Genomic DNA, 18364 nt, shown 5'->3' with positions numbered 1-18364 from the left:
TTTGAAGGACAGGACTAATTACTTTGCATATCCTTATCTGGTATGGATTGTCATTTTCATTGTATTTCCTTCGGTGCTTGTTTTTTTGTACAGCGTAACCTCAAAGGAATCGGGCAGTCTTACAACCTTTAACTTCACGCTTGATAATTTTGAGAAATTTTTTGATCCGCTTTACCTGAACATACTGTGGGATTCGATATTTCTGGCTGCTATTTCTACGGCAATCTGCCTTCTCATGGGATACCCTGCCGCATACATCATTTCCAAAGCTCATTTTTCAAGAAGAAACATCCTATTGTTTCTATGCATTCTTCCCATGTGGATGAACATGCTGTTAAGAACATATGCCTGGATGACCATTCTTGGAAACAACGGTATATTGAACAACCTGTTTGAACTTCTGGGCCTGCCCAGGGTTACAATGCTCTACACCAGGGGCGCAACTGTAATGGGAATGGTGTATAACTTTCTTCCGTTCATGATTCTGCCCATATACACTGCTTTGAGCAAAATGGACACCGGTCTTTTGGAGGCGGCAGATGACCTTGGCGCAAATAAGTACGCGGTCTTCAGAAAAATCATACTGCCTCTCAGCATGCCCGGAGTTATTTCAGGAATTATCATGGTATTTATGCCTGCAGTCAGCACCTTCATCATTCCTCAGCTTCTCGGAGGCAACAAGAGCATGATGATAGGAAACCTGGTTGAAAAGATGTTCATATTGAACGGAGACTGGAACTTCGGTTCTGCCATATCAATAGTGATGATGGTCATAATCCTGATTTCCATGTCAATCATGAACAGGTTTGACGTGGACAAGGAAGGAGGGGCAAGGCTGTGGTAAAGAAACACCTTTCAAGAATCTACATGGGAATAATTTTCATATTCCTTTACGCACCAATAGTAGTTCTTTCCTTGTTTTCCTTCAACGAGTCAAAATCAAGAGGAAACTGGACCGGTTTTTCCCTCAAGTGGTACGTAGAACTCTTTCAGGATGGGGACATACGTTCAGCATTTTACTACACAATTTCCATTGCGCTTATATCGGCAGTTGTATCAACCATTTTGGGAACAATTGCAGCAATAGGAATAAACAGCATGAAAGGGCGCATGAAATCCATAATGCTCAATATAAATTATCTTCCTGTAGTAAACCCCGACATTGTTACAGGCATCTCCCTTATGATACTGTACGTATCGTTTAACATCGACTTTGGATTCAAGACTATGCTCATATCGCACATAGTGTTCAACACGCCTTATGTTATACTGTCCATACTGCCTAAATTAAAACAGATGGACGTGAATATGACCGAGGCTGCCATGGATCTGGGGGCAACGCCCATGTATGCCCTTAGAAAGGTCATAATACCGGAAATTAAGCCCGGCATCATCACCGGATTTCTTATGGCATTCACTCTGTCCATAGATGACTTCATCATAAGCTACTTCACCAAGGGCGAGGGTGTCACGAATCTTTCCATAGTCATTTACTCCATGGCAAGAAGAGGTGTGAAGCCTACAATCAATGCTCTTTCAACAATAATGCTCACGGTGGTTCTTGTTTTGATGATACTGATAAACAAGAGGGCCGGTGGAGCTCAAAAACATACCAATAAAAGAAAAGAGGCATAGAATGAAAAGAAAACTATTACTTGCAGCAGCAATTTCTGCCTTGATATTAACTGTTTTTGCAGGCTGCCAAAAGCAAGACAAGGAAGTGCTCAGCGTACTGAACTACGACATCTACATTGACAAGACTCTCATAGCTGAATTTGAAAAAGAGAACAACGTGACAATTAAGTACGACACTTACTCCACACCGGAGGAAATGTACATTAAGGCCAAGGCCGGAGCATCGAGCTACGATCTGATAATTTCCAGCGAATACATGATAGAAAGAATGATAAGTGAAGGAATGGCCAACAAGCTTAACTTCGGCAACATTCCAAACTACAGGTACATCGGAGAAGATTTCAAAAACCAGCCGTACGATCCAAACAACGAATATGCAGTCCCTTACTTCTGGGGTACTCTTGGAATCCTATACAACAAGACAACAGTTGATGCATCCTCAGACAGCTGGGAAATGCTCTGGGATGAAAACTACGCACAGAGAATCATCATGATGGATTCACAAAGGGACGCCTTCGCGGCAGCACTTAAGCTTCTCGGATATTCTCTGAACACCGTTGATGAAAAGGAGCTTGATGAGGCGAAAGAACTTCTGATTAAGCAGAGGCCCCTTGTAATGACTTACATCACCGACGGAGCACCCGACATAATGATAAACGAGGAAGCTGATATGGCACTGGTATGGTCGGGAGAAGCAGTTTCTGCCATGGCAGAGAACGAAAACCTTGACTTTGTAATTCCCAAAGAAGGTAGCAACATCTGGATCGATGCCATGTTCGTTCCTTCTACAGCAAAGAACCAGGCAATGGCCGAAAAATTCATCGACTTTTTATGCTCCACGGAAGCAACGCTGCGCAACATAGACGAGGTTTGGTATTCCACTGTACACACCGAGGCCATCAAGGAAGTGAATCAGGAGCTGTTAGACAACGCAGCCTTCAATATTCCAAAAGAAGATTTGGCTAAAATGGAAATGTTCCGGGATCCAAAGGAATTCATAGACCTGTACACATCCAGATGGACAGAGATAATGGCAATAAAATAGAAATCCATTCAACAACAGTCCTTTATCAAAGCGGCAAGAGACTACCAGTGTGTATTCATGGTCGAATCATGAAAATTTAACCTTTATTTCTTAAATGCCTTTTTACCATCGTGTTTGGTGAAAAGGCAATATTTATATTTTTGTCCACAGAAATAACAAGATCAGCATCAATTGATTTGTCGATCATAATAGCTCTTATGGATTCTTCTATTTTATCAACATCATTCATACATTCGTCAATAAGGTACAGCACTGCGGCAATTGAATTGCCTGAAGCTTGTATTTTATAGTCAAGAACGGAATCATAGTCAAATATTGCTTCATCAAATTCACTCATGTTTATGTGTTTGTTGCCTTCAAAACATAATCGGTTGTCAATCCGTCCCCTGGATCGCTTCAAGGTTTTCAAAAAAGTTTTACACTGGCACTTCCTTGTGTAGAAGCATCCCCAGTCACCGGTCCTGTACCTTATCAGGGGCATTGCCTGCCTTTTTAATGTGGTTATTACAATTTCTCCCCAGTTGCCGTCTTCCAGCACCTGATTTGTTTCCGGGTCAATTACTTCCAGGTATATGTGATTTTCTCTGATATGATAGCCATTCAGCTCGCTGCATTCCACTGCGCAGCCATAGCCTGTCTCAGTCAATCCGTAATGAGTGAATACTTGACAGTTGCACATGGTTCTCAGTTTTTTTATTAACACCTCCGGCACATAATCAGCACTGAGCATTAGTTTTTCAATGTTGTGTACAAACACATCCTTTTTGACTCTGCTTAAAAACATAATCTGTGCAGGCAATGCCACCAATGCATTAATGTTGTTCTCTGCAATGAAATCTGCGGCATCATCCGGATCTTTCAATACCCCATATACGAAACTTTGCACATTAAGCCTGTCCAAGCTTTTTTTTATTATGTCTCCCACACTGCCGTAAGTATTGCCAGGCATCATTATCATCACCTTGTCTCTTTCGTCAAGCATCGCCTTAAATCCATGGGTGAAGAAGTCTACTGTCATATTGAGGTCATGTTCGGTGAAAAAGACCCTCTTTCCGTCTCCTGTGGTTCCTGATGTCTTGAGAGTCACAATCCTTTTAACGTATTTTTGTGGAACGCACAGGAACTTGTCTGAAAAATCTACGATATCTTTTGAATGCGTAAACGGTATGGATTCAAAGTTTTTTAAGGATTTAACTGTGCCTGTGCTGATATCCTTCAAATGTTCCTTGTAAAACTTGCTGTTGTTTTTGACATAGTCTATTGCTTCCTTGATTTTTTCTGTCTGATACTTCTCCAAAGCTTCTCTGCTGTTTTCTATTGAAGCATCTTCTGCAATCCATCTTTCCAAGGGTGTTATGTTCATACATTGCTCCTATCTGTAAATTGACCTGCCTGAAGTATCTGTAATGTTGTAAATGCAGAAGGGCACAAGATTTCCCTTTTTATTTACCACATGAATGCAGCAGTCTTTCACTCTTTCCAAATCTACATTGTCAGCGTCCTGAAAAGCCATTGCTGAAATGCTGAAGGTCCTTGATTTAATTTCATTGAGCAGCGAGTCCCAGGAATCAGCAGCCTTGTAATTTCTTTCAGCCGCAGAATTCAATCCCCAATTTTCAGATACATATTTTTTTGCTTTGACGGCACCTGCAGCTGCATCAGTCTTGCTGCAGCTGCAGCTTTCCCGTCTTGATATGGCTTTCAGATTTTTTTTGTCATCATAAAGGAAGCTTCCGTTAAATGAACACAAAGAATTCTCGCAGCCTGGCTGTTTAAAATTAGCTACCTTCACAAGGCCGGAAGTCTGCAGCTCTATTTCATTCATTATTTCAGGAAGGGTTATTCTGTCATCGTCTGTTGGCCTGAATCCAATGCGCCCAAAGTAGCTCACAGGCTGAAAGTGTATTCCTCTGACCGTTGGGGTTTTCTCCAGAGCAAATTTTATCATTTCACCGATGTTGTCAACATTTGTATGCGGCAGCAGAAGAGGCACAAGCACAACTCCTATGCCATGTTTTGAGCAATTGTTTATGGCGTCTATCTTGGTGTTCAGCAGTCTTCTGCCTCTTATTTTTTCATAGATTTCATCATTTGTTCCGTCAAACTGCAGATAAACAGAACTTAATCCAACGTTTTTTAGTTTTTCAAGATATTTTTCGTCTTCGCCGATTCTAATACCGTTGGTGTTCAGCTGTATGAATTCAAATCCTGCTTTTCTTCCCATCCTTATTATTTCGTCAAGATCATCCCTGACTGTGGGTTCACCGCCTGAAATCTGAATGTTGCACGTTCCCGACTGCTTCAATATGCTTTTATAGAAACATTCAATTTCTTCCAATGTGGGCTCTTCTATCTTTTTGTCCTTAGCACTTGCAAAACAAAATTTGCAATACAGATTGCAGTCATTTGTTACCTCAATTAATGCGGTGCAGGTGTGCTGCCTGTGGCTGCTGCAGAGGCCGCAGTCATACGGACAGCCTTTCTCTATTTGTGCCGCAGGATTTTTAATGGTTGCCCTGTTTTTATGTGTGATCCAATCTTCTATTTTATTTTTGCCTCTCCAAACCACAGTCTTGAATTCTCCGTGCAGGTCACAGGATTTCACCATGTATGCAGCATTGCCTTCTTGAACAACTTCTGCATTTAACAGCTTCAGACATTCCGGGCAAAGGCTCTTTGTCTTATATACACTTTTGGTATTCATCTCTTGCTCCGAATTCATATCCGTTTTCATATAGAATCTGTACAGTTTTTTCAAAACTTTTTATGATTATGTCTCCGCATTTAAGCATGAAGCTGTTATCACCGTCGTCAATTCTTGCAACTCCTATGATATCCGCACAATCCATGCTTTCAAATTCGCTTTCAAACCAATCAATAAATTCACTGACCATGTCACCGTAGTTATCCTTTTGTGATTCTTCCTCTTTTCCCCTTCCGGCGTAAAGTCCCAAAATCATCACTCCGCCTGTAAGTATTCCACAGGTCCGCTGTCTTCCTCCGATTCCTTTGCACAATCCGCCTGCACTTCTTAATAAATCGTCATTTTCCGTTCCTTCTTCATCCAATGCCATCTTCAGCATAATCTGAGTGCAGCAGTATCCTGATGCTGACAGCTTAAAAACTTTAAACGCCGTATCATTTGACATAATTTTCCTCCTTTTGTGCAATAATCATAAAATATCCAAGTTTCGACTTTCTTATGGTTTCCTGAAACTTTACACCGTCAATGCAATGTCCTCCTGTGCAGTTCCAAAAACCTTCCATCTTACCGTATCCGAATATTATGTCAACCACAAGCTGTTTCATTAATTTATCATGTTTTTCTTCAATTAGTATACTGAACCCTCTGCCTTCTAACAGACTTTTTAATTTTTCCATTTCGTGAGGGTTTTTCAGGCATGTCTGGGCTGAAAAGCTGCTTAGTCCCCCTATATAATCTGTATTTTTGGCATAAATGTCAGAAATGATAAGATAGCCTCCGCTTTTCATTATTCTGTTCATTTCAACAACCGTATTTTCCAGATTATCCATCAGCGACAGCGTGCACTCGGCAAAGACTCCGTTGAAAGTTCTGTCCGTGAAAGGTGTTTTTTCTCCCGATGATACCACAATTTCTGCTTTTTTGTTCATTTCTTTAGCCTCAGCTGCAAGACTCTCCGATATGTCCAGCCCGCATATGTCAATTTTATAATTCTCTGATATATATTTCATTGTCGCACCCTTGCCGCAGCCCAGGTCCAGCAGTTTGTCACCGGCTGTGAATCTGCAGAATTCCAATGCTCTTTTTGTCAGTTCAAAACCTCCGGGCCTCAGTGTCTTTCCCAGCAAATTTTGCATCGCTTCGCTTTCATAAAACTTTTGAACAGACAACTATTTATCCTCCAATGCCTTTTCTACTTCCAGAATTTTTCCTCTTGCCATCTCCTCATCTATGAAAACCATTCCGCACCTGGGACATTTAAGCAATTCCACCTGAAAATCAGCGTCCAGATAAATAACGCTGGTTTTTTCCATCACCAGTTTCTCATTGCATTTTTCGCATATCCATTGCATTTCTGCTTCATCATTGGTTTTCATGATTTTCCTCCACAACTTCCATCCTATGGCTGTAAACATTTGTTACTGAGATTTTCCCGTCGTCTCCTTCATATTTCACCCAATATGTCACATTATCCATTCTGAGTCTGGCTAAATATGTTTTTTCAACCGGATTAAAAAATCTTTCCCGCTTTTCTATGGAATTGATGACTGTTTTCCTAATATCATTGAAAACTATGTACATTTCTTCCATCTTTCCCTTCACTTCTTCTGTTACCGTTATTGCATATTTTTCGTCTTTTGTGCTCATTTCAGTACCTTCTCCCCATATCTGTCCCAGCAGCTTGTTCTTTACCATCATCCTGTTTTGCTGCCTCTGTGAAAGCGTCGGCATCTTTTGTTTGCAGGAAACGTCCAAATCGTCGCCGAACAACAAATCCAGCATATGAAACGTCCTCTTGCCCTTGCTTGTAAACAGGTCTTTGCACATGGTACAATAAACAAGCAGATCCTCGTAGCTTTCAGCTATCCTGTCATTAATAAAATCATCGGACTGCTCGCGGTTTGCAAAATATACAAGCCCGCCGTAACCGCAGCACTTTGTCAGTTCTTTGGAATACTTAAGCTCCTGTATTTCGCATCCTAGCTTGGCAATTATGTTTCTGATGCTTTCCTGCATGCTGTCTTTATGCCTTGAGGTGCACGGATCATGAATATTCAGTTTCAAACTATGTCCAGAAGGATAATTGTCAGGCAAGCCGAATGAATCTATGATCTCCCACAGCGAAATGCATTGAATTTCGCTTATATACTTGTCAAAATTGCTCATGCAGCTTGAGCAGGCAAGTATAAAGACAGGACTTCCAAGTTCTGCCCACGCACGTTTGATTAACTTTACATTTTCCTCCATCAGCTCCGCATGTCCGCTCCAATCTGCAGGTGCACCGCAGCATCCAAGCATTAAGCCTACTCCCTCATCGATATTCTTAGTCAGATATGAATATATTTTTTCAACATAATCAGGATTTGATGCCGGAAGCTGGCAGCCGGGATAAAATACATACTTGATGTCTTCCCTGTTCACTTCTTTTCTGTATGTGAAAAACTTCTCGCTGTTGCTGAATTTCATGTCCTTCAATGCAAAATCATGGGCTGACGGCGGCATTTTTTTCCGTTCAACCATGCTCTGTCTGGTTTCATGTACTATGTCTTTCATGCTTATGCCGTAATTGCATTTTTCTTTGCACAATCCACATTCTGTGCAGGAAAGAATCATTTTATTGGCATAGTGTGAGCCCTTGATTATTCTTTCATTGTGATTGATGTTTCTGATATATGCTTTAGGCGCAATGTTGAACTTTCGAAGGTGCGAACACGGATTTATACAGTCTCTGCACTGGCACTTGAAGCATCTTGAAGCTTCAGAAACCGCTTCTTCTTTCAAAAAAAACTCCCCTGTTTTATGGACCGGTGTTTTTTCTTCTTCATCATCGGTTGAGTATTTCAAAGGAGAAATATAGCTTCCTTCATTTTCCCTTGAAGCCGTAACTGAAACTTTTTTTACATATCTGTCTATTGAAATTGCTGCTCTTCTGCTGCTGCTTACAGCAAAAACAACCGAGTTCTTTTTATCCGTATCGACTCCTCCCACAAATAAAGAAGAACTGTCTACCTGAAACGTTTCACGGTCGTAATCATATTCAGATATTAAATCGTCTGCAGCCAGAAAAACCGCGTCATAATTTTTAATAATATCATCCAAATCACTATTATCTATCTTTTTATTTAAAACAATACTTACCTGGTTATTCTCAAAGAAGGCAAACTCTTCACTGATAACGTCAGCAGTTAAATTTTTTCCCTCATATTCCCATATCCTGCCACCTATGCGTCCGCTCTTTTCATAAATATCAATGTGCATTCCCTTGTTGACAAGGTCATGTGCTGCTGTTATTCCTCTTAAGCCTCCGCCTATCACTGCGGTTTTTTTCCCGGATGGAGGCACTGCATAGCCCTTTTTGGGCTTTGCATATCCGTAAAGAACAGCTGATTTTTCCAATTCTCCGATTAACACGGAGCCGCCATTTTTGTCTCTGACGCATACATTTTCACAGGGGTGATCACATATCATGCTTATTATTCTCGGAAAAACCATTCTTTTCTCAATAATTTTGTATGCCTTATCAAAATTATTTTTTTCTATTTCATCTATGAATGATTTAATGTCTATATGCAGGGGGCAATAAGCACTGCAAGATGGCGGAGCATCGTTAATACACCTGTCGCTGATTTGTAATATTTTATCAAGATTCATTTTTCCCTCCTGTGCAGCAATCCTAATTTCAATATTGTATCGGTCGCCTGTTGTATAATCAAGACAATGCAGATTATTGGATAGCTGTATGGCTCGCCTGTTCTATGTTGAAAATAGGATTGGAACAAAGCGAAATGCTAAGTCCCAACCCCATTTATTAATTCAGTTCTTTTAACCCTGCAAGCACTTTTTCTGGCGTTGCAGGCAATTTTGTTATTCTGACTCCGCATGCATCATAAATAGCATTAACTATTGCAGCATGAGGTGCAGACAGAGGCATTTCACCAGCGCCTGATGCACCGCGGGCACCGTTAGGCCTATATGTCTCTTGATAAATAATCAGAATGTTGTCCGGAACATCTTTTATTTGAGGGAATCCTGCTTTTGTCAGGGTATTGTGGTAATGGATATCCTCGTAGTCTTCTGACAGAGCAAGGCCGATTCCTTGTGCCAATCCTCCATATATTTGTCCGTCATACAGCAGCTTATTGGTAATGGTACCGCAGTCGGATACTATAGTCAGATTTTCAACTTTAGTCTTTCCTGTATTGATGTTGACTTTAACTTCCGCCAGAAGCACACCGTACATATAGCATGGGAACGGATCCCCCTGTCCGGTCACGATATCCTGGTCAGTTCCCGGCGAAGACCATTTGCCATCATACTTTGTAGGCAGACCTTCATTAACAACTTCTTCATATGTCCTGTAAGTTCCGTCCGGTTTTTCAAGAGCCTTCATAAGATTTTCACATGCTATTCTGGTAGCGTTTCCGGTCACAAAATTGGATCTGCTTCCGCCGGCCGGTCCGCTGTTTGGTGTTTTTTCCATATCGTTCATAACAAGACGGATTTGTTCCGGTGTAATTCCTAAAGGTTTTAAAACATCATATGCATAGGTCAATGTACCCATGTCAGCGCCCTGGCCGTGATCCTCCCATGAATTTCCAACCGATACTCCCTTTGGAGTTATTTCTGCCCACGCTTCTGATGTGTCGACACCGCCCAGTCCTGATCCGTATATGAGCAGAGAAATACCGGCGCCATATTTGAATTCATCGCTTGTTTTATTTTTTGCCATGGCTTTCTCTTTAGCTGCATAGTAATATGGCCTCAACTTATCCATAGCTTCCTGCAGGCAGTAAACATCCGGAGGACAGCCGTTTGGTGTAGTATCTCCCGGACGGTACACATTTTTATATCTCAGTGCAAAAGGATCAACACCCATCTTGGCAGCCAGTTCATCAATCAGCACTTCCGATGAGAATAAGCTTTGCGGCGAACCGTAACCTCTGAATGCTGCACCCCAGCAATGGTTTGTAGCAACAGTGCGTCCTTTGCTTCTTATGTTAGGTATATTGTATCCGGCTCCCATGAACTGAGTTCCTCTTATTGTGAGCAAATCACCAAATTCGCAGTACGGACCGTGGTCAACTGAAAAATCTCCTTCCATAGCAAGAAGTTTCCCTTCTTCATCTGCTGCAAATTTCACATTCATGAAGAACGGAGATCTTTTTCCTGTATATGAAAATTGCTGTGCCATGCTGAATTCCAAATAAACAGGCTTCTTTGTCACAACTGCTGCAACTCCAAGAAGTCCTTCCATTGTAGGGCTGAACTTGTATCCAAATGTTCCTCCGGCATTGTTTTGAACTATCACATACTTTTCCGGTTCAACGCCTATTCCTTCTGCCGTCATCAGATGATGGAAGTGAAGCGCAATGCTTTTTGTGTGTACAATAAGCTTTCCTTCTTCATCCGTATATGCAAATCCAACATCCGGTTCAAGAGGCATGTGTGGCTGTCTTCCTACGTAGAAATCATCTTCCATTGTATATTTGGCATTTTCGAATATTGGAGCTGTTTCTTCTCCCTTGATTACACCGCATTCAAAATACACGTTGGGAGTTCCGGGATGAATTTCAATGGCATCTTCTGCCATTGCAGCCGGCGCGCTCATGTACTCAGGCAATTGTTCAATTTCTACTTTTACCTTTCTAGCAGCTTCTTCTGCTGTTTTAGGATTGGTTGACAATACCATTGCTATGGCATCGCCATACTGGAATATTTTCTTGTCTGCAAGTATCGGTCTCTCTTTTCCGTCTCCCTTGTTTTGGGGGAATGCCAATCCGTTTATTCTGTTTGTACCTGGTACATCCTTGTATGTCAATACTTTGTATACACCAGGTATTTTTTCAGCTTCAGAGGTGTCGATGGAAATAATATTGGCATGGGATACTTCAGCCTGAACCAGTTTTATGTGAAGTGTGTCTTCAGGCAGCTTAAGCCCAAGATCCGCACCGTAATCCCAGGTTCCGGTAACTTTTCCCAGCGCTGAAGGTCTGATATATGCAGTTCCCATAAGATTGGCTCCCTCAGGAAGCTTATACCATAACTCTTCTTTCTTTATCTCGCCTCTCATAAGCCTTGCAGCATCCATTACCGCATCCACCAATGGCTTGTACCCTGTGCATCTGCATAAATTTCTATGTTTCTGGAACCACTCTCTGACTTCTTCTCTTGTGGGATTGATATTTTCTTCCAACAATGCTACAGAAGAAACAATGAATCCCGGAGTGCAGAATCCGCATTGAGCACCCCCATGCACCATCCATGCCAGCTGCACGGGATGAAGATTGTCTCTGCTTCCTACACCTTCGATTGTAATTATTTCCGCATCCTCTTTAACATTTTTCATTTTTGTGATACAAGAACGAACTACTTTTCCATCCAGTATTACAGAGCATGCTCCGCATTCTCCTTTGTTGCATCCAACCTTTGTTCCGGTTAGATGAAGCTGCTTCCTTAGCAAATCTGATAGTTTAGATTCGGGATCAACTACGATTCTTGTCTCTACTCCGTTAATAAAAAGCGTTTTCTTCAGCATTACGGTACCTCCTTGATTTTTGATTTGTAATTTCAATCTAATATACAGCAATTTCCATGCCAATTTAAAAGCGTTGAAATCCTTGCATCCAAATCTCAATGTGTTCGTTTTTTAGTCAAAGGCACCGACATCAATGTTCGTTTTTTAGACAAGACGAATATCTATATCTTAATATTGTATTTTTTTATCTTGTTGTACAGGGTGTTTCTTCTTATGCCCAGGATATCAGCAGATTGGCTTATATTTCCGTTGCATCTTTTTATTATTTTTTCCAGATGTTCTTTCTCTATGGATTCCATATCCATGCTCACTTCTTCACAATCAGAATCGGAACATTCAGAATTACTGGGCCAATGGTATTTTCTGTTAAAATAATTCAGCGGCATAGCCTCTGTATTTATTATGAGCTCTACAATATTTTTTAATTCTCTTATGTTTCCGGGCCAATAATAATTTCCCATGACGGACAAATCTTCTTCAGAAATGCTAACCTTTGGTTTTGCCAGGCTATGAGACAGTTTTTCCATGAAATATTCAACAAGCAGTCTTATATCGCCCTTTCTTTCTCTTAATGAAGGAATATAAAGAGGCAGCACGTTCAATCTGTAGTATAAGTCATTCCTGAATCTTCCATTTTCAACCTCTTTTTCAAGATCCTTATTTGTGGATGCAATTATCCTCACATCTATAGGTATTGGTTTCTTGCTCCCAAGTCGGGTAATGAATCCTTCCTCTAAAGCTCTTAGAAGTTTTACCTGCATGTCAAAAGGCATCTCCCCTATTTCATCCAGCAGTATGGTGCCGCCGTTGGCCAATTCAAATTTCCCAGGGTTGCCTCCCTTTTTAGCTCCGGTAAACGCTCCGTCTTCATATCCGAAAAGCTCTGATTCAATAAGCAGCTCAGGTATGGCCCCACAATTTAGTGCGATAAACGGCAGGTTCGACCTTGAACTGAAATTATGGATTGAATGGGCAAACAGCTCTTTACCTGTGCCGCTTTCGCCCATAATCAGCACTGTAGAGCTACTGTCAGCTATTTTTTTTGCGTATTCCACAATTTTAATAAAATTATCATCCTTGCCGATAATTCTGTCAAACTCATAAGTGCTTCTACTCAATATTGATTTTTTTACTTTGTCTTCCTCTCTAAACAAATGAACTATTTCAAACTCATTTCCTTGATTGCAATATATTTTTTTCGCTTCCAATTCACAAGGAAAATGGTCTCTTAAAGCTTTAATGTTAATATGCTTCGATATACTTTCATTTGAATCCAGGTAATCCTTTATGCTGTCCCATTCTTCCACTATATGGTTTATGTTGTCGCCTTTTAACTTTTTATTCCTTCCAAACATTTCTGCAGCAACCTCATTATACATTTTAATGTTGCCGTTCATGTCTGTTGTCATAATGGCTTTATCCATGGAATCAAAAATATTTTTTAAATAATTGTAATTGTTTACATGTATTTCACACACATCTTTTGCCTTGATCATTTCCTCAATTGCCTTAGAAACCGCAACTACTATCCCCAGCGTATGCGGATGAACATTTTCAATATACCCTGTCAAGTCTATGGCCCCTAAGAGCCTGCCATTTTGATCTTTTATGGGAGCTGCGGAACACGTCCATCTTCTGTATGAATTAACATAGTGATCCTTGCCTGAAAGCTGAACCGGTCTTTCAGTTTTTATCACATAGGACATGGCATTTGTACCCATGTTTTCCTCATTCATGTATGCCCCTGGAACCATCTTGAGGCTGAATGCCTCAGATAATATCTTTTCATCTCCCAATGCGTTTAAAATGCATCCTTCACTGTCAGTCAAGAGCGCAAAGAAATTGCTTCCTCTTGTGAATTTGATGAGTTGCTCAATATATGGCAGTGCTGCCATAATCAGATTCCTGTTTTTGAAGAGAATATTCTGCAAATTCGCATCAGTGATTATTTTTTTGCTATACTCCTGTTCTCTTTTAAGACCTAAATTTTTGCATCTCTCATGAGATAACGCTATAACGTTTTCATGACCGTTTTCCTGCATACTCCTCTCCTTTCCTTGCACAAAAACCCAGTTGTTCAATTGCAATTTTATAGTTTATTTAGAATAATCTTAATAATTATACTATAATTCGACACCGCATTCAAGATTTTTCGATTTGTGTTGTTCTATAATTGAAGTCTCTTAATAATGAGTTTTAAAACATTACATTTACAAGCATTATTTAATATAGTAAAATATGTTCAGGAGGTTAATATGGAAAAATTGCATTGTGCCTTGCAAATCCGCTTGGCAAAAGATGAAATATTTTTTGGTCCCGGCGTCCTGCAGCTATTGTTATTAACAAGACAGTATGAATCACTGAATGCTGCAGCCAAAAAAATGAATTTATCCTATTCAAAAGCAGTCAGAATGATTAAATGTTCAGAGACGGCTTTTGGGTTTAAACTGCTGGACAGAAAAATCGGCGGCCAAAACGGTGGCGGATCAACCCTCACGCCCGAGTGCTCGGAGTTTTTGAAAAATTTCGATGCTTTTGATTCTGAACTCAATGAAATTGCATCTGATCTTTTCTCAAAACACTTCAATAAATATATTTAGTTTTATTATTTGCTGCAATGTTGTTCCTCAACATGAGCAGACAGCCTGACCAAAAAATGATGTTTCAATTCTTTAATGATTGCATCATTTTTTTATTCAAGCATAAACAAACAATCTTCCTTTACTTTCAAATATAGATTATTATTTTCTTCCCTGTTGTCCCATTTTTCCTTGATGACCTTAAAATATAATTTAGAATTGCTGCACACCTTGTTTTCTGCAATAATTGTATAATCAAATTCCTCTTCAATAATTTCAATTACTTTGCATTCAATTGTATTTTTTTCTGCTTTATTGTCTGTAATTTGAAAGCCGTTGGACGAAATACCCGCATACCCGTATTTTTTTGCTGCTTCATTTTCCGTTTCGATTGTAATACCAAAATCCAATAAACTGATGCTGGTCGGAGACAACATCTCACATTTTGAAATGTTTTTACATCCCATGAGCCTGGCTGCCGATAGCAGCCTGGGATGCTTGAAAATATCCTTGGTATCCCCCCATAAAACAGACATGCCTTTATCTATTATCACAAGATTTTCGCAGAATCTGTATGCTTCATCCCTGCTGTGGGTTACCATTATGACTTTACCCTTATAAAACTTCAGCAGTTCTAAAACATCCGTTAGCAGCTGCTCCTTCAAATGTGAATCCAATGCAGAAAACGGTTCGTCAAGCAGCAGCACATCCGGCTCATATGCTATGCACCTTGCCAAAGCTGTTCGCTGCTGCTGCCCTCCGGAAAGCTGTCCCGGATATTTTTTCTCCAGTCCGTCCATATGGAAAATTTTTAGCATCTCGTTTATTTTTTGCTGTCTTTCCATTTTGGTGCCTTTTAAGCCCGCACCGATATTTTCTTCCACCGTCATATTGGGAAACAGTGCATAACTTTGAAACATATATCCTATGTTCCTCTCCTGAGGCTTGAGGTTTATTTTTTTATCGGAATCAAACAAAACCTTGTCATTTAGCATTATTTTTCCTTCATCAGGTGTTTCGATACCGGCAATGCATTTCAAGGTCATGCTTTTACCGCTTCCGGATGCTCCAAGCAAACCGAGATATTCGCCGTTTGTTGTAAATTTTACATCCAGTGAAAATCCTTTATATCTTTTCTTAATATCAACTGACAATATCATTTGTTATCTTCCTTATTCATATATTTCCTGCCCCTTAACGTAAAGTAGTTCATCAGTACCACCACAACAAACGAAATAGCAAGGACAACCAATACATAATATAAAGCCGTCTGCATATTTCCTGCAGCAACCTCCGTATATATAGCCAAAGGAAGGGTCCTTGTCTTTCCGGCAATGTTTCCCGCAATCATTGCCGTAGCTCCGAATTCTCCAAGGCCTCTGGCAAATGCCAATACACCGCCGGATGCAACACCGGGAAGAGCAAGAGGCATTGTTATTTTCCAAAATATTTTATTTTCCGACATGCCCAGTGTTCTTCCCGCCATTATCAAGTTCTCATCTATCTGTTCAAATGCACCTCTTGCAGAACGATACATGAGGGGAAATGAAATGACGACAGCCGCTATTACAGTGGCTGTCCAAGAAAATACTATTTTTATGCTTAAAAAATCCAGCAAAAATTTGCCAAAAGTCCTCTTAACACCTAATATATAAAGAATGAAAAAGCCCATTACAGTCGGAGGCAAAACCAATGGAAGAGTCAATATGCCATCCAGAATCATCTTCATTTTTTCAGACTTTAAGTTTATTATGCTTCTGGCCGCAAGCAGCCCTAGAATAAATGTTATGAATATGGCTGCAGAGGCAGTCTTCATTGAAATCAATACTGGTGATAATTGCATTTTTCTACCGTTTCCTATTTATTGGCCGAAAAACCGTATGATTCAAATACCTTTAAAGATTCGCCCGATTGTAAAAATTCAATCAATTTCTTTGCTGCATCTTCATTTTTTGTTGCCTTCACTATTCCAACAGGATAAATTACTTTTGAAACACTTCCTTCAGGAGCTTCAACAACAACCTTCACCTTGTCATTTGATGCTGCATCTGTTGAATACACTACACCTGCATCAGCGCTGCCTTCAGCAACCCAATTTAAGACTTCTGTTACGTTTGTTCCAAGGCTTGACTTTTCTGATACCTTGTCCCAAATCTTAAGATTTTCAAATGCTTCTTTTGAATATTGACCGGCTGGCACGCTTGCCGGATCCCCTACTGCAATTTTCTCTGCTTTTAAAATATCCTCAAAGCTGCTGATGTCCAAATTGCTTCCCTCCGGAACAATCAGCACAATCTTGTTTTCGAGCAGCTTAACAACAGAATTTTCAGCAATAAGTCCCTTTTCATTCAACGCATTCATTTGCTTCATGGCTGCTGACATGAATACATCAACTTCAGCACCTTCCTCTATTTGAGTCTGCAGCTTTCCTGAACTGTCATATGTGGCTTCAACCTTTATTTCAGGGTATTTTTCCGTAAACATTGGTATGATATCCTTGTCCAGACAGTTTTTCAAGCTTGCTGCAGCTGCCAAAAGGATTGTTGTCTCTTCTGTTTTTGTATCTTCCGCCGGCTTGCTTTCAGTGCTTTGTGCAGTGTTAGCATCATTAGCAGATGGCTTGCTGCTGCACCCTGCCAAAGAAAACACCAGACAAATACATAAAATTAAACTTATTACCTTTTTCATTTTCTAAAACCTTCCTTTTCTTTTTATTAGATAATTTATTTTAGCATAAATTATTTACCGATTAATTTTGACACCATCAAACACCTTTTCCAAAACCGCAGTTGGGGTATGTGCAGACTTTGCAGCTGAGACATAGTCCTCCTTGTCCAAGCTTATCTATATCCGATTTCGTGAGCATATCATCAGCCATAATCCTTGGCAAAATCAAATCAAAAATAGTACGTTTTGCATACATTACGCAGCCCGGTAATCCGATTACCGGCACTTTTTTCCCTTTGTAATCATAATATGCAACAAGAAGCATCGCCCCCGGCAAAACAGGTGCTCCGTAAGTCACAATTTCTGCTCCTGTATTTTTAATTGCTCCAGGCGTACGGTCGTCAGGGTCCACACTCATCCCGCCGGTGCATGCGACCACATCTGCGCCATCCTCTATAAATGAAATAACTGCAGCCGTAATATCATCCATGTTATCATCTACTATTTTCTGCCCTAAGATTTCTGTGTCAAACTCTTTGAATTTATCCATTACCACAGGGCCGAAGGTATCCCTTATTCTGCCGTGAAAAACTTCGCTGCCTGTTGTTACGATTCCCGCCTTCTTGTGTTTAAACGGCACTATTTCCATAATGGGTCTGCCTGCTCCTATTGCTTCAGCTTCCTTCATTTTGCTTTCTTCTATCACCAGCGGTATGATTCTGGTTCCTGCCAGCTTATCACCCTTTTTTACTGATGTGTTGCCATGCCTGGACGCTATCATCATGTCCCCGAGGCTGTTGATTTCATAAAGTCTCTTATTGTCCAGTTTGAATAATCCGTCTGCATCGGCTACTATTTCTATCTTTCCTTCCTTTACATCCGTAGGCTTCATATATTTATTTTTGCATATTTCGTACAATATTTGGGCTGCTTCGTTTTCATGAAGCATTCCTTCCTGTTTTTCCCAGATGTAAATATGTTCCTTGCCTACTGAAAGAAATATAGGAATATCTTCTTCCTTAATCACATGGCCTTTCCTGAAAGCAACATCTTTTTTTTCATCCTTGATAATCTGAGTGATATCATGGCACAGCACATGTCCTACAGCATCGATTGTCTTAATTTGTTTCATAGAGTCCTCCAATATATATTTTATCTGAATAATAGTTTTTCTCCAAATTATGATAACTTATCCGGTT

At 40.3% G+C, this 18364-nt stretch carries 16 protein-coding genes; 4 read left to right on the top strand and 12 right to left on the bottom strand.

The window, feature by feature from the left end; all coding sequences use genetic code 11:
- Position 1: 1 nt before the first annotated feature.
- From AAGU76_RS14730 to AAGU76_RS14720, 3 genes are read left to right on the top strand one after another with little or no spacing between them, the layout of a single operon-like run.
- Positions 2 to 844 (top strand): ABC transporter permease, encoded by an 843-nt coding sequence (locus AAGU76_RS14730; protein ID WP_342486268.1) that lies wholly within the window; start codon positions 2 to 4, stop codon positions 842 to 844.
- Complete coding sequence (locus tag AAGU76_RS14725; protein ID WP_342486267.1) at positions 838 to 1635, top strand: ABC transporter permease; 798 nt, start codon at positions 838 to 840, stop codon at positions 1633 to 1635. Before AAGU76_RS14730 ends, AAGU76_RS14725 begins: the two co-directional genes overlap by 7 nt.
- A gap of 1 nt (position 1636) precedes the next feature.
- Positions 1637 to 2680: a spermidine/putrescine ABC transporter substrate-binding protein gene (locus tag AAGU76_RS14720; RefSeq protein ID WP_342486266.1), complete on the top strand. Its 1044-nt coding sequence runs from the start codon at positions 1637 to 1639 to the stop codon at positions 2678 to 2680.
- A 76-nt stretch (positions 2681 to 2756) separates the two neighbouring features.
- Here AAGU76_RS14720 and AAGU76_RS14715 read toward each other — a convergent pair whose 3' ends face one another.
- The 8 genes from AAGU76_RS14715 to AAGU76_RS14680 all read right to left on the bottom strand — a co-directional run bounded on the left by AAGU76_RS14715 (position 2757) and on the right by AAGU76_RS14680 (position 13961).
- Positions 2757 to 4043: a DVU_1553 family AMP-dependent CoA ligase gene (locus AAGU76_RS14715; protein ID WP_342486265.1), complete on the bottom strand. Its 1287-nt coding sequence runs from the start codon at positions 4041 to 4043 to the stop codon at positions 2757 to 2759.
- 9 nt (positions 4044 to 4052) lie between these two features.
- Entirely contained in the window at positions 4053 to 5384 is a 1332-nt protein-coding gene (gene trsS / locus AAGU76_RS14710) for a radical SAM (seleno)protein TrsS (RefSeq protein ID WP_342486264.1), read from the bottom strand.
- Positions 5362 to 5829, bottom strand: a complete 468-nt coding sequence (locus AAGU76_RS14705; protein WP_342486263.1) for a DVU_1555 family C-GCAxxG-C-C protein — start codon at positions 5827 to 5829, stop codon at positions 5362 to 5364. Before AAGU76_RS14705 ends, trsS begins: the two co-directional genes overlap by 23 nt.
- Entirely contained in the window at positions 5819 to 6553 is a 735-nt protein-coding gene (gene trsM, locus AAGU76_RS14700) for a DVU_1556 family methyltransferase (RefSeq protein WP_342486262.1), read from the bottom strand. The genes AAGU76_RS14705 and trsM overlap by 11 nt, the downstream gene beginning before the upstream one ends.
- Complete coding sequence (locus AAGU76_RS14695) at positions 6554 to 6760, bottom strand: DVU_1557 family redox protein (RefSeq protein WP_342486261.1); 207 nt, start codon at positions 6758 to 6760, stop codon at positions 6554 to 6556.
- Complete coding sequence (locus AAGU76_RS14690) at positions 6747 to 9035, bottom strand: pyridine nucleotide-disulfide oxidoreductase/dicluster-binding protein (RefSeq protein ID WP_342486260.1); 2289 nt, start codon at positions 9033 to 9035, stop codon at positions 6747 to 6749. The genes AAGU76_RS14695 and AAGU76_RS14690 overlap by 14 nt, the downstream gene beginning before the upstream one ends.
- A 157-nt stretch (positions 9036 to 9192) precedes the next feature.
- A complete protein-coding gene (locus tag AAGU76_RS14685; protein WP_342486259.1) occupies positions 9193 to 11919 on the bottom strand; it encodes a molybdopterin-dependent aldehyde oxidoreductase in 2727 nt (908 codons plus the stop codon).
- 161 nt (positions 11920 to 12080) lie between these two features.
- Entirely contained in the window at positions 12081 to 13961 is a 1881-nt protein-coding gene (locus AAGU76_RS14680; RefSeq protein WP_342486258.1) for a sigma 54-interacting transcriptional regulator, read from the bottom strand.
- A gap of 213 nt (positions 13962 to 14174) precedes the next feature.
- On the opposite strand from AAGU76_RS14680, the gene AAGU76_RS14675 reads away from it, so the two are divergent.
- A complete protein-coding gene (locus AAGU76_RS14675; RefSeq protein ID WP_342486257.1) occupies positions 14175 to 14519 on the top strand; it encodes a LysR family transcriptional regulator in 345 nt (114 codons plus the stop codon).
- Positions 14520 to 14611: 92 nt separating this feature from the next.
- Here the strand turns inward: AAGU76_RS14675 and AAGU76_RS14670 are convergent, their stop codons facing one another.
- The 4 genes from AAGU76_RS14670 to AAGU76_RS14655 all read right to left on the bottom strand — a co-directional run bounded on the left by AAGU76_RS14670 (position 14612) and on the right by AAGU76_RS14655 (position 18297).
- Positions 14612 to 15658 carry an ATP-binding cassette domain-containing protein gene (locus AAGU76_RS14670; RefSeq protein WP_342486256.1) on the bottom strand — a complete coding sequence of 349 codons (1047 nt, stop codon included), beginning with the start codon at positions 15656 to 15658 and terminating at the stop codon, positions 14612 to 14614.
- Complete coding sequence (gene modB / locus AAGU76_RS14665) at positions 15655 to 16341, bottom strand: molybdate ABC transporter permease subunit (protein WP_342486255.1); 687 nt, start codon at positions 16339 to 16341, stop codon at positions 15655 to 15657. Before modB ends, AAGU76_RS14670 begins: the two co-directional genes overlap by 4 nt.
- Positions 16342 to 16355: 14 nt before the next feature.
- Positions 16356 to 17186 carry a molybdate ABC transporter substrate-binding protein gene (modA, locus tag AAGU76_RS14660; RefSeq protein WP_342486254.1) on the bottom strand — a complete coding sequence of 277 codons (831 nt, stop codon included), beginning with the start codon at positions 17184 to 17186 and terminating at the stop codon, positions 16356 to 16358.
- A 76-nt stretch (positions 17187 to 17262) separates the two neighbouring features.
- Positions 17263 to 18297, bottom strand: coding sequence for a molybdopterin-binding protein (locus tag AAGU76_RS14655; protein ID WP_342486253.1), 1035 nt, complete (start codon positions 18295 to 18297; stop codon positions 17263 to 17265).
- Positions 18298 to 18364: the final 67 nt, after the last annotated feature.

Origin of the sequence: Sedimentibacter sp. (genome assembly GCF_038562225.1) — a bacterium.
Taxonomy (GTDB): domain Bacteria; phylum Bacillota; class Clostridia; order Tissierellales; family Sedimentibacteraceae; genus Sedimentibacter.
Note: the sequence above shows the minus strand (reverse complement) of the source record. Positions and strands in the feature narration are given on the sequence as shown.

Excerpts from the sequence above, each read along its gene's own strand:
- AAGU76_RS14720 (WP_342486266.1), top strand. The coding sequence starts at position 1,637 with ATGAAAAGAAAACTATTACTTGCAGCAGCAATTTCTGCCTTGATATTA.
- AAGU76_RS14715 (WP_342486265.1), bottom strand. The coding sequence starts at position 4,043 with ATGAACATAACACCCTTGGAAAGATGGATTGCAGAAGATGCTTCAATA.
- trsS (WP_342486264.1), bottom strand. The coding sequence starts at position 5,384 with ATGAATACCAAAAGTGTATATAAGACAAAGAGCCTTTGCCCGGAATGT.
- AAGU76_RS14705 (WP_342486263.1), bottom strand. The coding sequence starts at position 5,829 with ATGTCAAATGATACGGCGTTTAAAGTTTTTAAGCTGTCAGCATCAGGA.
- AAGU76_RS14695 (WP_342486261.1), bottom strand. The coding sequence starts at position 6,760 with ATGAAAACCAATGATGAAGCAGAAATGCAATGGATATGCGAAAAATGC.
- AAGU76_RS14690 (WP_342486260.1), bottom strand. The coding sequence starts at position 9,035 with ATGAATCTTGATAAAATATTACAAATCAGCGACAGGTGTATTAACGAT.
- AAGU76_RS14685 (WP_342486259.1), bottom strand. The coding sequence starts at position 11,919 with ATGCTGAAGAAAACGCTTTTTATTAACGGAGTAGAGACAAGAATCGTA.
- AAGU76_RS14680 (WP_342486258.1), bottom strand. The coding sequence starts at position 13,961 with ATGCAGGAAAACGGTCATGAAAACGTTATAGCGTTATCTCATGAGAGA.
- AAGU76_RS14675 (WP_342486257.1), top strand. The coding sequence starts at position 14,175 with ATGGAAAAATTGCATTGTGCCTTGCAAATCCGCTTGGCAAAAGATGAA.
- AAGU76_RS14670 (WP_342486256.1), bottom strand. The coding sequence starts at position 15,658 with ATGATATTGTCAGTTGATATTAAGAAAAGATATAAAGGATTTTCACTG.
- modB (WP_342486255.1), bottom strand. The coding sequence starts at position 16,341 with ATGCAATTATCACCAGTATTGATTTCAATGAAGACTGCCTCTGCAGCC.
- modA (WP_342486254.1), bottom strand. The coding sequence starts at position 17,186 with ATGAAAAAGGTAATAAGTTTAATTTTATGTATTTGTCTGGTGTTTTCT.
- AAGU76_RS14655 (WP_342486253.1), bottom strand. The coding sequence starts at position 18,297 with ATGAAACAAATTAAGACAATCGATGCTGTAGGACATGTGCTGTGCCAT.